Below are 15,599 nucleotides of genomic sequence, written 5' to 3'. Positions count from 1 at the left end.
ACAAAATAATAGGCATGTACAAACTATAGAGAACGTATTTTGAATCACCATATAGTATATCATTATTGCTGTAAATAAAAATATCACTAAATTATTTATCCTTATCCTTTCGATTTGCTTAGAAAAGTACACCATATTTAGCACTATAAAAAATATAAGCAAATCTATTATCCTAGTTATAGTAACAAAATATAGCAGAATTACCATAAAGAAAAGCTTATATTTTTGAAGTATCAATCTCTGTTTCGAAAACAAATATGCTAAAATAAAAATCAAAATTACGACATTCACTACATAATTCACCTTATATAACATATGGAACGATGATATGTATGAAAAAGTATTTATGTACATCAATATTGTATACATAAAAATATTACTATTGATTAAATAAACAACGTATTGAGCTATTTTATAATTATTCAACTTAAGTTTACTAATCAATCGGAAAACAGTTACGTATTTCCATTCGCATAAAGTAAATAATATTAATAAAAAAATAAAGTTACCAAGATTAATTTCTACACGTAGTGTCAAAAAATTTCTAGCAATATAGAGAGCTAATATGAAAATCATATTGCATAAGAACAATAAAAATACTTTTTTTTTCATTACATCAGCACTTTCCAGTTAAAAGAATCCCATAATTCTGACATATCAGGAACAAATCCTAATAAATCAGTTAGGTAAATACTCTGATCAATCTCCAATTGTAAATTTGAAAGTAATAATAGATATCTTTTTAAAATATTATCTCTGTATAAAACCATATGGTTAAATATCTCTCGATTATCAATTATTATTTCGTAACTTCCATCTAACTCCACGGCTTTATATAAAAAATTTTCATTAGCTATATTGAATACCTTCAAAATAATTAGCAATATACTATATTCATAAAAATCATGTATTCGAATTCGTTTCAATCCAACCCAATGAATTGAATAACTATTTAACTTATTTGGAAAGTAACTACATGTTTTTTTTTCGATAATTTTAGAAGAAAATTTAAAACGAATTACATCATATTTAATCTGCTTTAACATATTTATCAACACGGGCAATTTAAAATCTTCTATTGTATCTATGCTCCCTAGAATTTCATCAACATATTGAACATCGTTTGAATACAATTTCCTCTCTTCGTAAATTGTATTTTTTTCAAGTAAAAAGTCTTGATTATTAAAAGCTAAATTAAATTTTAAATCACTAGTATTTATTGAAAAATTATAATTTGTATATATAAATACAAATGTTATCTTATTACTTTCTGTCATAGCATTAAAAATATTATGATCACTTTCAAAATCGTCAAGCCAAGACTTATTAGACCTAACCCATAAATGTTCTAACAGATGTAAATAGCCATCGAAGATTTTGCCCTTAAACTTAATAATTATCCTTTCAATAATAACATCTCCCATTTTAGAAATAGGATTAATATAAAATGAACTACTCTTCATCGCCTAATCTCCTACTGAGTGATTTTTAAACAAACAAATTTTCTATTGTTAAAAATTTGAATGATATTCTCAAATTTTATCCGATTTGTCAAATCAAGTAATAGTGTTATATCAGTGTTTGGATCTAGTATCTGGTAAGGCAATAGATAGTGCTCAGATTGATACAGAGTTGTCGAAAAAATTATTTCCTTCTTTAATCTCTCCTTTGCCTGTATAAAATCTTTTTCAAAAATTTCTACTTCACTAAACATATTATTTAACTTTCCTAAAAGCTTTTGTGAATAGCTAACTACTATTCCAGTATAAATAATATTCAAGTCCTCATGAAACTTCGATACTGTCGTATAACATAAACCTTGATTTCGAATTTCGGTCAAAATACTAGTTTTTAAATTAAAAATCTCTTCTATTAATTTTACAGATAGTAAATCATTTAGATTCCTTACTGCAATATCACTATTTAAAAAACCAATAAAAGCTAATTCACCGTTACTTACTTTATAATTTTTTTCGATTTTAACCTTATCTTTATTGTAAGACTTTACGTTATAATTTTCCCATTTTTTAAAATGATTATTGAGATGTTTCAGAAAATCTATATTTTGTATACAACTTTGTGCTGTTACTCCAAAACAAGAAATCTCATATCTACTTTGATTATTTCCAGTTTGTTTAAAAAAATAAATTTCTAAATTGTATAATTCATTCACAATTCTGTTAAGCTCTAGTGCAGATAATTTATTATAAGACTTAATGAAGATGATCTCATTACACTTACCATTACATCCTAGAGCAAATATCGAAACAAGAATACCATTTTCAATTCCTTGATTTATCAATTTACTCTTCAATTTTCTATGAATTTCTTTGAGTTTTTGTTTAAAAAATACATTAGGAATATGACGATAGTATATATAGGAAAAAGTATCATTCTTCAATTATCTTACCTTCCTTATATTTTTCCATAAAGCTTTCTAGGTTATTAAAAGTAATCCAAGGGCAATAATTCTCTGACTCTCTATATACATTACTTTCCAAACCTTTCATATAACACCCAAAACAATTGCTATAATTTGGACAAGCTTTTGGACATCCATTTTCAATACTAGGAGGATAAATATTACTAATTTGTTGATATATTTCATTAGAGAAAATTTCTACCATATCTCCATCATTGATATTTTTAAAAATTTTATTCTTAGGAAATATTGGACATGGTCTCAAATTTCCATCCGCACCAATTAAAATAGTATTTGTGCCGGCCCCACAATTTGAAGACGATCTAAGATAATCTTCTGATTCAATAATTGGGATTAAATATCTGTATTTCTCAACTGTTTCACTTAGATATTTCGAATATTTCTTTGAAAAATTCGGTCCACTATTCTTATTAAGCTCTGTTCCTCTTCCAAAATTTTCAACAAAATTATATACAAACATTTCCGCTCCTAGACTAATAGCTAGTTCGGCTAACTTGTCAACTTCCCACATATTTTCATCAAATATAGATGAGGCGACTCTTACATGAATTCCCGATTCAGTTAATCTCTTTATATTCCTACAAGTACTCTTAAATGCTCCCCTCATACCTCTAAATCTATCATGCAAATCTTCTCTCACACTGTCTAAAGAGATACTTACAGCTAATTTATCCTTATTTTTTGTTAATAATTCCAAGCTACTTTTTTTAAGTATCGTTCCATTTGTCAATAGGGCTACTCTACTAAATTCATTAAATGCTAATTCTAAGATTTTATCCGCATCCCTGTTCATGAATACTTCACCACCAGTAATTTCTATACTTAATACATTGTTCGCTTTTAACTTTTTTACTAGTTCTTCAAATTCATGAAAATTAATTGCTGTAGTTTTATTACACGATGCATTTAAATAGCAATGAGCACAATATAAATTACATTTTTCAGTAATTTCAACAGTCACATGTAAAGGTGAAATTAACTTTGAATCTCCATAAATATACAATGGAGGTTGTTCTAATTTTTGCTCTTCCTGTAACAAAAGCGCTCCTCGATTCAGCATATCTATTAGAAATTCTTGAATCCAAGCGCTATCATCATTGACTAAGTTATTATCTAAAATAAAAGATTGTATAAATTCATCCATTTGTTGGAGACCGTCTATGGACTCTAATATTTGTTTACCTGTTTTATTTATAGTGAAATAGTCAAACTGTTTACGTTCATTAGCATCTACTTTTTCAACTATTACATTGTAATCTCCTTTAGTTTGATAAATAGTGACATGATTATCTAGTGTTAAGTACATATTTAATTGCCTCCTTTATCTTAAAAATAAGCAGTAGGCCCTTCTCATTTTTAAATATTTATATGAAATAGAAGTTTATCGTTTCCTAAATTACCCAAAAGCAGTAAATACAGCTGAAATTCCTGCAACTTCAAAATCGGGAACTGGACCATCAGCTAAACAAATTGCACCAATTGCACATACACTGCATCCTTTGTTATTAACGACAGTCGCTTTTTCAATTTTTGCAAGTGCATTATCAGTTTTTACATCCATAATCATGATAATTCCTCCTTGAGAATAAAAAAATATACTAGGCCCACTGCCTAATACCAATTGTAGCACTAACAGTAGACCTAGTTATTTTCATCCCTAATTTGCAATCACTTAAACGCTAATATGTCCTGTAAATAATCTTCCCATCTCTTTGCTAAATCCGAGCTACCCACTGCTTTTAGTAAACCAATACACTTTCTCATTTCTAAAATTTCTTTGGCATTATGGCTTAATCTATAGAAATAACAACTATCTATAAAGTGAAAAATTAATCTTTCGTAAAGTTCAGTTTCGTCAAAAAAAAGCTGATGCAGCTGTTGCCTAAAATAATCTGCGTCAACTATTTGATTTCTCTTGACACTAAGGCTGAAAGCATTTAATAGCATATTCGATATTAGTCTTCTATGACTAGGTAAACTTCTATAAAAATCTGAACGCCTTACCATCTCTTTTGTTAGAATTGTAACACTTGATTGGCTAAATAACTCCATTGTATTTGAAAACAGCTTAAGTTCATACTCACCCCAAGTATCTACATTAAATAAATAGTCAGACATAAATGCAACGTCTTCCTTTTCTAAATGATTTATCCCTTCGATTTCTTGAAGTTTTGCTTTGATTAAAATAACAGCTAATTTATTATTAAGCGTATCTTTTTGATTCTCTAAATAATGGATAAGTAGCTTTTTTAGAGACCTACTATCATTACGATTACAGTATTTTCGCATCTCATCAATCAATTCAGAGAGTCCATCTCTATGAAAACCATGTCCCATATATATAAATTCTCTAATCGAAACATTCAGCACATCTAAAACTGAGAGCAATTTATCAAGTGTAATATCAGTTTCCCCATTTTCAAATCTAGACAACTGAGATTTAGAGATATTATTACCGGCAACATTTGCTAATGAAAGACCTTTTGACTCACGAATTTTTTTCAAAATTAATCCAAATTTTTTCATAAACATCTCCTTGTTTGCAAATTCGGGATAAGTATTTGCTTCTATGTACTATTTTGCTACATCAAAACTTACATCTTCTTGATATTTATACTGGTAAAATACACTGTCATCAGATGATCAGACTTGGAAGTTCTCCGTTGCCCTGAATGTAACGATAATTAGCGACCAACTTTTTATACTTTTACCTATCTTGTTTTTCCGATACACGCATTAAAATAGTTAAAAACAGGATCCTCCTAATAGGGGAAAAATTTTAGAGAAGTTATAGTACTTGTTTCTATTCTACAATAGAGAATCACATTGAAAATTGAGTTTGTCTAGCAGTTTAAGATTTTTCTAACGATTTTAGACAGAATCTAAAATTACTTTAATATAGGAGGATTTCACTGATTTAATAGAATCCTAAAATAAACCGTACCTCCTTTCCTTCAGGTCGCAAGACTTGAAAGAAGAGGAGGTATGTTTTTATACTATTTAATCTAAGATCACACCATTTGATTGGCAGACTTTTTGATACCAATAGAAGGAATCTTTGCGGCTGCGGGAAAAATCGCCTGTCCCATCATCATGCCGGTCAACATAGATAAAGCCGTAACGCTTAGCATACTGGCCAGTACCTGCAGAAACCAAATCAATCGGTCCCCAGGTGGTGTAGCCAATCAGAGGGACACCATCTTCAACAGCCTCATCCATCGCTTTGATGTGCTCTTTGAAATAGGCGATGCGGTAGTCATCATGAATGCTGCCGTCTGCTTCTACCTGATCAAAAGCGCCAAAGCCGTTTTCAACAACCATCAGAGGCGTATCCGGATAGCGGTCATGCAGAAGATTAAGCGTGTAACGAAGACCGTCAGGATCAATCTGCCAGCCCCAGTCAGAAGCTTTCAGATAAGGGTTTTTTGCCCCCATAGACATATTCCCGCCAATTTTTTCGGCAGACTCATCAACTGTGATACAGTTGGTCATATAATAAGAGAAAGTGTAGAAATCAACAGTGCCTTCTTTAAGAATCTCTTTATCTGCTTCAGTGATATAAGAGACATCAATCTGATTATCCTTAAAGTAACGGAAAGCAAAATCAGGGTAAGCACCGCGCACCTGCACATCACCGCATAAATCGTTAGAAATATGCATATTTCTTTGATTTTCCAAAATATCCTTTGGATTAGGTGTCAACGGGTATGTTGTTATATGGGCAATCATATTGCCGATTTTAAAGTCAGGATTGATTTCATGGCCTGCCTGAACAGCTAAAGCTGAAGCCACAAATTGATTATGGAGGGCTTCAAAGCGCATTTGCGGATTGTCTTTCAAGTCAGACAGAGGAATCGGCGTTTCAGAGTTGATATCTTCATCCTGCATTAAACCAAGGCCGTATAAATTACCTAAGCCGCTGTGGCCCCCGCCCATTAAAGGAATATTGATTTCGTTGAAAGTCAGCCAATACTTCACTTTGTCTTTATAACGCTCAAAACAGGTCCTTGCATACTTGGTAAACAGGTCAATCGTTTGCCGGCTGTAGAAACCGTGATACTGGGTTACAATATTCCAAGGAATCTCATAGTGGCAGAGTGTCACAAGAGGTTCAATGCCGTGTTTGTGGCATTCATCAAAAACCTTATCATAAAAAGCCAGTCCCGCTTCATTAGGTTCAGCATCGTCACCATTTGGGAAAATCCGACCCCAGTTAATCGATAAGCGGAAAACACCCCAGCCCATTTCCGCAAACATGGCAATATCTTCTTTATAGTGATGATAAAAGTCAATCGCCTCGTGTGATGGGTAAAAGGCATTGGGATCCGTTTTAGGAAGGAAAGTTCTTGGCGTATCCACATCACCACCCAGCAGCATATCCGGCACAGACAGACCTTTGCCGTCTTCTAAATAGGCTCCTTCACACTGGTTTGCAGCAGTTGCTCCGCCCCACAAAAAGTCTTTAGGAAATGTCATCTTAGTTACCTCCGATTGTTTCTATGCCTATCATACCACTTTTAGGCCGATCTTACCAGAAAAAATGGAAGCCTTTTCATTTTTCTTATCTAAAAACGATTTTAAGAAAAGAAAATAGTATCATTATTTCCTTCCCAGCAAAAGAGCAGATCCGGACAGCCCCATCCAAAATGCTTCTTTTGATGACATGAGCAGGTCTGTTGTATCAATAAGCTGAACATCTTCATAGCCCATAGTTTTTAATTTTGTCATAAAAGCCTGCATGTCTCCGTAACGTTTCTTTGTGATTAAATCGTGAATGGCAAAAACACCGCCCTTTTTTAAGGTACGCAGTGTTTCAAGCAAAATAGCCTGTCGGTCTTTACTGAAAATATTGTGATAAACATAATTACTGGTTACAGCATCGAAGGTTTCATCAGCAAAGTTCAATTTCGTTGCACTGCCTTTGGCAAAAGATACATTAACTGCTCCTTCTGCTTGGGCATTATTATCGCAAAGGTTTTTACTGTAAGACTTATATTCCCCATCCCAAGGGTCAATACCGACCATATGGCCTTGTGGATTACGCTTAGCGCAGGCAATGGTCAGAGCACCGCTGCCGCAGCCAACATCAAGGCCAAGACCTTCCTCCGGCAGGTCTACATAAGCTGCCAATCCTTCAACAATCTGCCGGGAGAGCTGCCTTTTCCCGCTGTAAGAAAAAGCCCGATACATTACAATAAACCATAAACTGGCCACAGCAGAGGCTGAGGTCAAACCAAAAACTACCCATATTACAGTAGTTTTTAAAGGACCATCAGGAAAGACAGAGGTATAAATTACACTCAGTAAAACTGCCAGCATTACAGCAAATCCTATCAAAGCTGTCCAAATCATATGCTTAGGCATCCAGTTTTTATAATTGGCTTTCATAAATCCCTCCCAAAAATGTCACCTCATTTATTACTACGGTTTTCTGATTATAATAGTTTAAAAGTACTATCATGATTCAACTTACCTCCCCTTTTTCAGACCGGATAAATTGTTAATTGTTGCAAAGTTCCATCCATAATCTACTAGCGAAGAAAACCAGTAACGTATACGTCATATATCAATTAAGCTCTTAAGAGCTTAATCCCTCAACTTATTTTAACAATAATTATAATATTAAGACGATATCAGAGCCTTATCCTAATGTATCTCCTCCTTTATCTATTTCAGCTAAATTATTTTCCTCATATATATAAGCTTTATCTAATTTTTTTGAATAAAAGACACCTTGCCGCCTAAGTCTGTATCTGATATCATGTCTTTCCAACGATAAACCATAAAATTCGTTTATACTGTTAATAAAATCATCAAGTTTTACTTCCCCCTCATCTAATAACAAATCTAAAAGAAAATCATCTACATTTTTCTTTTTGTCTCCTTTATAGTACAGCGTAGGGAAACTGCTATTAACAGGCTTTAATTTTCTAGAAATTCCGATAAGCCTATCTAACGTAATCTTTTCAAAACCTTCATTAATTAGATCAGTTGTAAATCCATTATTTATCAAAGATTGAATAGTAAAATATGAATTATCTTCGACTTCATTCTCTACTTTTTCAATAAATCTCTTAAATTTTTTAAAATCAAAACCATATTTCAACAGTTTTTCGGTATTTAGATAGGTATTTTCCGCTATTTTTAAGATTTTAAAGTTTTTTTCCAAAGAGTAAAAAGTTGAATAAAAATCACCAGTTTTAAAAACATCATCTGATGTAATTGTAAATACTTCATTTGCTAATATTGTAGCGGTTAAGGCTTCTTTCGAACTTTTAAACTTATTAGAGATAACCAAATTCCCTCGATCTAAGTATCCTAACTCGTGAATTAGCAAAGGTGTTATATTATCAAGTGAACTATATTTTTTAATAATTTTTGAAAAATCTTTAGCAGTGTAAATATCCTTTGTTAGTATAGGACTCAAACATCCTTTTAGATTAGAATAATCTGATGAATCAATTACTATAATCCCTTTTTGTATATATTCCCCCAACTCCATTGAGAGATAAGAAAATAGAGATTTTTTTCGCAATCCATAATTGGAATTAAGCAGATTTACAAATTCCTCAACAGGTTTTCCATGAAAATTGAGCATTTTTCGAAAAATAAAATCTCTTTTCGAGTTAATTTTCACAATAAATTCCGGATTTCGTCCTAAGTGCATCTCTGTAACTGGAATATTATATATTAAATATAAATTATGCAATTCAGAACCATTAAGTATACCAATGCTCCTCATAAATTCTAAATTATTATTATAAACATAATCCATATGATATGCCCCCGGAGGTAGGACATTAATAATATTCGTTAACCTACGCATTAGCTTATCAGATAAATTAATAGTAAAATATCTGTACCCGCGCCCTTGAGATTTAATAATATTTTGACTATCATCAGCAATACGGTATAAACTTCTTGGATACTTAACTGATAATTTTGGATATTTTTGAACATACTCGTTATATAGATACAGCATTTCTTCAGGAGAAAGGTAGGTTTGTAACGACTGATTTGCTTTCATTATCTCAACCAAAGCATTTTCTTTTGTCATTTCTTTTATTGTGTCAGCAAATTTTACTTTGCGATGCGTATTCAAAAAATAGTCTTTTGCCTTTTGAGAGTAATTGCCATTTATGATTTCATTTGTAACATCCTTCTTACCCTTTTTAAATAACAAATTCAAAAGTTCATAAATTCTTCCATCCGAATTATAAACATACATAAAAATATCTTTACCAATATCGTACTTGGTAAAATAAGCTTTGTAGGTCTGAACTTCTTTTATTTGAGGTAAATTTTTTAATACTCTTGCAATCCGTTGTCTTGTCCTTTCTCTTGTAATACCGGTTCTATCTCCAATTTCTTGCAAGGTTTTTCCCTCAATTCTTTGAATAAATAAATCCTTATCTTTAAAGTCTATCTGGAGTAATTCATCTAAACTTAGTATTTGTGAAGCAGTGACAGGTTCACTTTTGTTAATTTTAGGAATTAACTTCGTGTCAATATTAAAAATTTTTATAAGTTCCGGATAGTATTTTATATTATAGAGATTAAGATACAGTATCCCTTTATCACAACTTATAACTTCTAAATTTTTAAGTTCTTCAACAACTTGTCTATTCAAATGATAGTCAGAAATAGAATTACTATCAATTTTAGGATTTTTCAAAAATATGATAAACGCCTCCCATAATTCCTTTTCTCTTGAGGAAGCAACACTAAGTTCATACTCTTTAATATATTTACTGGCTTTTTTTGAAGCTACGCTTAACCCTTCTTTCACCCAATCGTTAGTCTTTAACAAAGCACTCAATTCAGAAATCGAATTTGTAAAATGATATATTCTGGAATTAAGTGAGGCTCCAACAGAAGTTAGCATGACGATGTCATCATAAATACCATCTTTAAACTTAGGACTCATTAAGCTATTTTCAATTGCACTAAATATTTTTTTCCTGTTTGAATTACTAACGGCTTTTGAATAAATTTTTTCATTGTTTAAAATAAAAAAATCAAGTAGAGTAAAACCTGCAGTTGATAGTTTATGCGCTATAGCATGACTTAACCCAAATTTCTCTAAAAAATAAATAGACATTACTGAAACTCTCCTTTGAAAACTATACTCAATTATATCATATCATAAGCAGCAAGCCGACTGCTAAATTCAGACTGCTTCTATTTAGAAAGCAAATGAAGATTATCATAAAATAAAACTACCATATTAAATGGAGTTAACTAATTTCATAAGCCCTACTTTTTAATAACAAAAAAGCAAGGTAAAGCAGATACAACATCTCAGCTCCCTTGCTTTTTTATTATTCAGATGGGTCTATTTTTATTAATCGGACCATATTTCCTTTGCACGGTTGAAAGCCGACCAAGCCTTAGGCCAACCGACATAAAAGGCAATATGAGTCAGAATCTCTGCAATTTCCTCTTTTGAAACACCATTATCTTTAGCACGCTGTAAATGATGTCCCAATTGTTCCAGATTACCGCCGCTGACTAATGCAGAAACAGTCACAATAGAACGCAGTTTAGGCGAGAGCTCCTGCTCCCGTGACCAAACTTCACCAAAAAGAACATCGTCATTGAATTCAGCAAATTTAGGAGCAAAATCCCCTAAAAGATCATGTCCAGCTGTTTGTCTCTCTGTCATAATAAAACCTCCAACAAGATACAAAGCCCGTTAAAAGCTCACAGCAAAAATGACGGTAAGCCAGAAATCTGTGATTTCGTCTGCGCTCCTCTGCCAAGACGACTAGAAGGGTGCGGTCGGCCGCTAGGACGATATATCCTTCAGACGGCTACGGCTAGCTAACTTGAAATCAATTCTAAACTTAGCCACATCTTTTTCCCGCAGCGTTTAGGCTGTTTACTTATTTCGCGGTCTGATTAGCTTCTTCGTATTGCTGATCATCGACCGCTTCAAACCACTCTGCCTGACCGGCAGTAATCGCTACATGAGAAAACCAAGCATCCTTGGTAGCACCGTGCCAGTGTTTGATACCGTCTTCTGTCAGAACCACATCGCCTGTTTTTAAAAGTTGTGCAGGTTGTCCTTCTTCCTGATAAAGACCTTCACCGCCTGTCACCAAAAGAATCTGATAACCGCCAACATGGGCATGCCAGTTATTGCGGCAGCCAGGTTCAAATGTAACATTGCCGACACCAAAACTGCCGTCCGGTGCCTGAGTCAGCATCTGTAAATAAGACTGCCCTGTAAAAACATTGGCATAAGCCGTATTTTTATCTCCAACTGGGAAAACCGAGCCGTCTTTAAGTTCTTCAAATTTAGCCATTTTATACCCCTTTCGCTGTTTTCTTTATTATACCCCTTTTCAAAGATAAGGCAAATACCTGTTATGAATAGTCATTTATAAATAAAAGGCATAAAAAATACAGCTTATGTCCGCAAATGCCCTATACTTTTTAAAGCAGTCCAACCGTCTGGCCTGTATAGATATGGACAGTGCGAACTTTTCCAAAAAATAAAAGCATTAATCGTTGCGATTCAAAAAATCCGGCAGAGGCAAACGCGGTCTTTCCCAGACGGCCTGTCTAGTATAACCGGCAAAAGCCAGGAAAAATAGGCGGGCAGACTTTAGCAGAAGTGTTTTTTTACGGCTGTCAATAGAATGAAAAGTGGCAACTGCATTAACCAGTTTTCGTCCGGAGGCGGTGTTAAAACTTAAATCATTTAAACTGATAATACCGCTGGTCATAACAGTATCAAACAGTGTATCAAAAAGAATTTTTAACTCCTGATTGCTTAGCTCATTTGTCCATTTTTTAAAAGTTTTTCCCAAATTAAGACTTAAATCCGTCAAACCTTCTGCTGCCGGCAGCAGAAGGTTATTTGCAGTATCGACCTGCCAGTTGGTGACCTTATGCTGCCCAATCCCAAAAGAGGACGAAGCGATAACTGCTGCCTCAACATCCATATCCAGCATCACACCGACAATAGCTTCCTGTGGCTGTATAAGCCGAATTTTACTGCGGATAGCTTGATACCCTTGTGACTGTAAAACACTGCTGTGCAATCCCGGTGCATCAAACATATAAATTGCCGAAATCTTCTGCTGTAAGTCTGCTTTAATATAGGTACTGGCATAAACTGCCAGATTGCCTCCCTTAGAATGCCCGGAAACAGTTATTGGGCCAGGCAAGGCCGCTAATGCTTTAGTCAGATAAACAACTGCTGAGCGGTGAGCCGGAATCTCCCGCATATAGGTCAATTTAAAGTCTTCTTTCCAGCCAATCAAGCTGTCATCAGTCCCGCGAAAGACCAATTGCCTGTAGTGAATGTGCGGAAGCTTAAAAACCATGGCTGAGAATTGTTTTTCAAACTCAGTGTTAATTTCATTGATATAAGCCTCCAGCCGCAAATCGGCAAAACGCTTACCGGAAAGCATCAATCGGAATATATCAATCCGTTCTTTGGTAAAAAGAAAATTATAGGCCAGTTCCTGCCCCTCATGCTTCTTCTGGTAATCTTCCCATAAGTGGTACAGCGTAACTTCCTTAGTAAAATCAAAATCATCTGTCAGCCATTCATCAAAATTTAAATAGCCAATTTCATTTAAAGACAGGACATCGAGCTCATTTAAGGGCAGTTCAGAAAAAGAAGTGTTCTTGTGCTGCTGAAGATAATTAAAAATTGTGGCCATAATTTTGTCCCCTTCTGTTAGTCCCTAATCGGTTTCGATTAGTAAGAAGAGAGCAGCGCTATCCTTCGAGGTTAAAACATTCATATTCTTTCATCAGAGCTGCTTCTTGCTTTGTCCACATTTTACGGTTATTTTTCTTATCAGTCAAGGAAAAATATGGTAAGATAGAAACAGTTTTCCGCCAACTGATTAAGAAAAACACCTCTAAAGGCATTTTAAGTTTAAGCAGAGTTTTTGTCCCCTACATTAACCATTTCTTACTGCTCTAAGCCTTTATTTTTTCTGCGGTTGAGTGAAAAAGATAGGAAAGAGGTTTATTGTCATGTCAAAAACACAGATTTTTCGGCTTTTGGCCGCCGGCTGCGGTATTTGGGGAGTCAGTATCCAGCTGCATCAAGGCGGAGCCGGAATGCTGCTTTATTATACTGTCCTTTCAAATATTCTCACCTTTTCTTTTATGCTCTACCTCGTGTATTATGAAGCCAAACGAGGGACGATCAATTCCAATCCTCATTTGCTGCGCATCAAAGGCGGAGTAACTATGGCTATTGCTATTACTTTTATGATTTACCATTTTCTTTTAGCACCTCGAGTTGAGCCTGAAGATTTCTGGAATATCCGCAATTTTTTGGTCCATTATATCGCTCCTTTCTGTTTGATCTTTGATACACTTATTTTAGACCGCAGAAATAACTACAAATGGCAGGATCCCTTCTATTGGACAGTCATCCCACTGCTGTATTTTGCCTTTGCTATCTTTAACGGGACACTTTTACAGCTTCCGGTTCCCGGCAGCAAAGACAGCCCTTTCCCCTATTTCTTTATCAACACCAGTCGCTATGGCTGGGAAACTGTTGCTAAAAACACCGTCCTTATTGCTATAGCCTACCTGCTTTTCTGCTACGTCTTAGTCTTTCTTAAAAAGAAGATTGGGGTAAAAAATAAATAAGCCAAAGAATACTTTCCCTGTGATTGGAGCTCATTTTACAGCCGTTTAAAAGTTATTAGGCCTTAATAAAAAGGTAAACTTCTAAAACTGAAGTTTACCTTTTTTTACTTATTTTTTCTGAGCATTCAGCCAGTCAAAAATATTACTGTATTCAATGCCGTCAACAGTTGCTTTGCTGGCGCCTCCTCTTGTAGGATCAGTCGCAACGAGACCGGTTAGATCAGACATAGAAGCGACATTTTCCCGGCTTTGTACACCTGTTACCTGATTATTAAAAAAATAAATCCAGGCCCAATGGCCGTTATACACTTGCCCAGGTAAATCAGTCCCCAGAGCACTCTCATAATAAGAAATCCATTTATTCTCCAGACCGGCATCTATCATAGCTTTATAAAAAGGTAAAGCACTCTCTGTCGCAGGTATTGTGGCATCTGACTGAGAATGGATCAGCCACATCGGCTGGTCTTTCAAAGCTGATAAGGTATCGTCCTCCAGACTATAGGATACTTGATTGTCATGCTCATCAGTCTGATAATCATAAGGTGCAGCAATTGGCACAAGAGCAGCAAAATAATCCGGATAATGTATCCCCATTTCTAAGGTCATAGCTCCGCCATTGGAAGCACCAGCTAAATAGATGCGGTCGCTGTCTATATCTGGATTGTTTGCCAGATAAGCATCAATTGTCTCAATCAGAGCTTCACCATATTGCTCATTCCAAGCAGTTGGTGCCTGAGGGACCAAAACATAGGCTCCTGTTTGTTCCCCGCTTCCGCTTGATGTAAACTGACTTTGAATCTCCTCTTGTGTCAAAGCAGCCACCTTATTTGACAAAAGAGGAAAGTTTAAATCGGTTCCTGCTTCACCAATACCATGCAGCCAGACAATCAGAGGTTTTTTCTCACCGGCTGCAGCAGATTCAGGTTGATAGGCTGCATACGACAGGCTGCTGGTCCCTCTGTCTGAAAAACGATCAGCCGAGGGAGTTAGACGGTTTTCAATTGCTTCCTGTTCAGAGCTAACCAATTGAAGCTTCCCAGAGCCGCTTCTTTTCAGTCCGAGTCCGCTGACTTTCACCACATAGCTCTCTACCCAATAATTGCGATAGGTTGATAAATCGAAAGTAAAAGGAGAAGCACTCTGAGCAGGATCTTCGGTATTATAATCAACAGCCAATTCTAAGGTTACGAAGGAACTTTTACTGTACCTATCCAGACGATTGCCCTGAGCATCAGACAAATAAGCGTCATTGATTTGTCTGGCAATTCCTGCTGTGGCTACTGCAGTTTCCGAATTCAGTACAGCTTCACTTAAAGGCTTATCAGTTTCCAGAACAATCTTAGAAACAGCCGGTCCAAACTCATAACTGTCCAAAACAATTTTTGTCTGCACAACTGTAATACTGTTCTTTCCTGCCCGGTCAGACCTGCCCCGGGCCTCAACCTGACTGCCGGCCCAAACAACAAGCACTCCCAATACCAAAATCCCCATTACCTGTAAAATCTTTTTCATCTTAATCTCCTCCTTAAGA

General features: G+C 34.9%; 13 protein-coding genes. 1 reads left to right on the top strand and 12 read right to left on the bottom strand.

Translation table 11 applies throughout. From position 1 onward, the window contains the following. Positions 1-611: 611 nt before the first annotated feature. From AB3329_RS01580 to AB3329_RS01530, 11 genes are all read right to left on the bottom strand, one after another. Entirely contained in the window at positions 612-1,463 is an 852-nt protein-coding gene (locus AB3329_RS01580) for a peptidase M16 family protein (RefSeq protein ID WP_368393991.1), read from the bottom strand. A gap of 11 nt (positions 1,464-1,474) precedes the next feature. Further along, complete coding sequence (locus tag AB3329_RS01575) at positions 1,475-2,401, bottom strand: hypothetical protein (RefSeq protein WP_368393990.1); 927 nt, start codon at positions 2,399-2,401, stop codon at positions 1,475-1,477. After that, positions 2,391-3,749, bottom strand: coding sequence for a radical SAM protein (locus AB3329_RS01570; protein WP_368393988.1), 1,359 nt, complete (start codon positions 3,747-3,749; stop codon positions 2,391-2,393). Before AB3329_RS01570 ends, AB3329_RS01575 begins: the two co-directional genes overlap by 11 nt. Before the next feature lie 90 nt (positions 3,750-3,839). Then, complete coding sequence (locus AB3329_RS01565; RefSeq protein WP_368393987.1) at positions 3,840-4,010, bottom strand: subtilosin A family bacteriocin; 171 nt, start codon at positions 4,008-4,010, stop codon at positions 3,840-3,842. A gap of 101 nt (positions 4,011-4,111) precedes the next feature. Beyond that, entirely contained in the window at positions 4,112-4,969 is an 858-nt protein-coding gene (locus AB3329_RS01560; RefSeq protein ID WP_368393986.1) for a helix-turn-helix domain-containing protein, read from the bottom strand. Positions 4,970-5,443: 474 nt separating this feature from the next. Further along, on the bottom strand, positions 5,444-6,919 hold the full coding sequence (locus AB3329_RS01555) for a glycoside hydrolase family 1 protein (RefSeq protein ID WP_368393985.1): 1,476 nt from the start codon (positions 6,917-6,919) through the stop codon (positions 5,444-5,446). 123 nt (positions 6,920-7,042) lie between these two features. Next, positions 7,043-7,831 (bottom strand): class I SAM-dependent methyltransferase, encoded by a 789-nt coding sequence (locus AB3329_RS01550; protein WP_368393984.1) that lies wholly within the window; start codon positions 7,829-7,831, stop codon positions 7,043-7,045. A gap of 253 nt (positions 7,832-8,084) precedes the next feature. Continuing rightward, complete coding sequence (locus tag AB3329_RS01545; protein ID WP_368393983.1) at positions 8,085-10,544, bottom strand: sigma factor-like helix-turn-helix DNA-binding protein; 2,460 nt, start codon at positions 10,542-10,544, stop codon at positions 8,085-8,087. Positions 10,545-10,787: 243 nt separating this feature from the next. Next, a complete protein-coding gene (locus tag AB3329_RS01540; RefSeq protein ID WP_368393982.1) occupies positions 10,788-11,108 on the bottom strand; it encodes a carboxymuconolactone decarboxylase family protein in 321 nt (106 codons plus the stop codon). 220 nt (positions 11,109-11,328) lie between these two features. Further along, complete coding sequence (locus tag AB3329_RS01535) at positions 11,329-11,751, bottom strand: cupin domain-containing protein (protein ID WP_368393981.1); 423 nt, start codon at positions 11,749-11,751, stop codon at positions 11,329-11,331. Between the two features lie 198 nt (positions 11,752-11,949). Further along, positions 11,950-13,119: an Mbeg1-like protein gene (locus AB3329_RS01530; protein WP_368393980.1), complete on the bottom strand. Its 1,170-nt coding sequence runs from the start codon at positions 13,117-13,119 to the stop codon at positions 11,950-11,952. A 322-nt stretch (positions 13,120-13,441) separates the two neighbouring features. On the opposite strand from AB3329_RS01530, the gene AB3329_RS01525 reads away from it, so the two are divergent. Continuing rightward, a complete protein-coding gene (locus AB3329_RS01525; protein ID WP_368393979.1) occupies positions 13,442-14,068 on the top strand; it encodes a Pr6Pr family membrane protein in 627 nt (208 codons plus the stop codon). Between the two features lie 108 nt (positions 14,069-14,176). On the opposite strand, the gene AB3329_RS01520 is transcribed toward AB3329_RS01525, so the two are convergent. Then, the gene (locus tag AB3329_RS01520) at positions 14,177-15,580 is read right to left on the bottom strand and encodes a prolyl oligopeptidase family serine peptidase (RefSeq protein ID WP_368393978.1); all 1,404 of its coding nucleotides are present in this window, start codon (positions 15,578-15,580) and stop codon (positions 14,177-14,179) included. Positions 15,581-15,599 lie beyond the last annotated feature (19 nt).

Origin of the sequence: Streptococcus huangxiaojuni, from assembly GCF_040930515.1 — a bacterium.
GTDB lineage: Bacteria > Bacillota > Bacilli > Lactobacillales > Streptococcaceae > Streptococcus > Streptococcus huangxiaojuni.
This window is presented reverse-complemented; position numbering and strand designations above follow the sequence as displayed.

Coding starts and splice junctions, on each gene's coding strand:
- AB3329_RS01580 (WP_368393991.1), bottom strand. CDS start 1,463: ATGAAGAGTAGTTCATTTTATATTAATCCTATTTCTAAAATGGGAGAT.
- AB3329_RS01545 (WP_368393983.1), bottom strand. CDS start 10,544: ATGTCTATTTATTTTTTAGAGAAATTTGGGTTAAGTCATGCTATAGCG.
- AB3329_RS01540 (WP_368393982.1), bottom strand. CDS start 11,108: ATGACAGAGAGACAAACAGCTGGACATGATCTTTTAGGGGATTTTGCT.
- AB3329_RS01520 (WP_368393978.1), bottom strand. CDS start 15,580: ATGAAAAAGATTTTACAGGTAATGGGGATTTTGGTATTGGGAGTGCTT.
- AB3329_RS01560 (WP_368393986.1), bottom strand. CDS start 4,969: ATGAAAAAATTTGGATTAATTTTGAAAAAAATTCGTGAGTCAAAAGGT.
- AB3329_RS01555 (WP_368393985.1), bottom strand. CDS start 6,919: ATGACATTTCCTAAAGACTTTTTGTGGGGCGGAGCAACTGCTGCAAAC.
- AB3329_RS01535 (WP_368393981.1), bottom strand. CDS start 11,751: ATGGCTAAATTTGAAGAACTTAAAGACGGCTCGGTTTTCCCAGTTGGA.
- AB3329_RS01530 (WP_368393980.1), bottom strand. CDS start 13,119: ATGGCCACAATTTTTAATTATCTTCAGCAGCACAAGAACACTTCTTTT.
- AB3329_RS01570 (WP_368393988.1), bottom strand. CDS start 3,749: ATGTACTTAACACTAGATAATCATGTCACTATTTATCAAACTAAAGGA.
- AB3329_RS01565 (WP_368393987.1), bottom strand. CDS start 4,010: ATGATTATGGATGTAAAAACTGATAATGCACTTGCAAAAATTGAAAAA.
- AB3329_RS01525 (WP_368393979.1), top strand. CDS start 13,442: ATGTCAAAAACACAGATTTTTCGGCTTTTGGCCGCCGGCTGCGGTATT.
- AB3329_RS01550 (WP_368393984.1), bottom strand. CDS start 7,831: ATGAAAGCCAATTATAAAAACTGGATGCCTAAGCATATGATTTGGACA.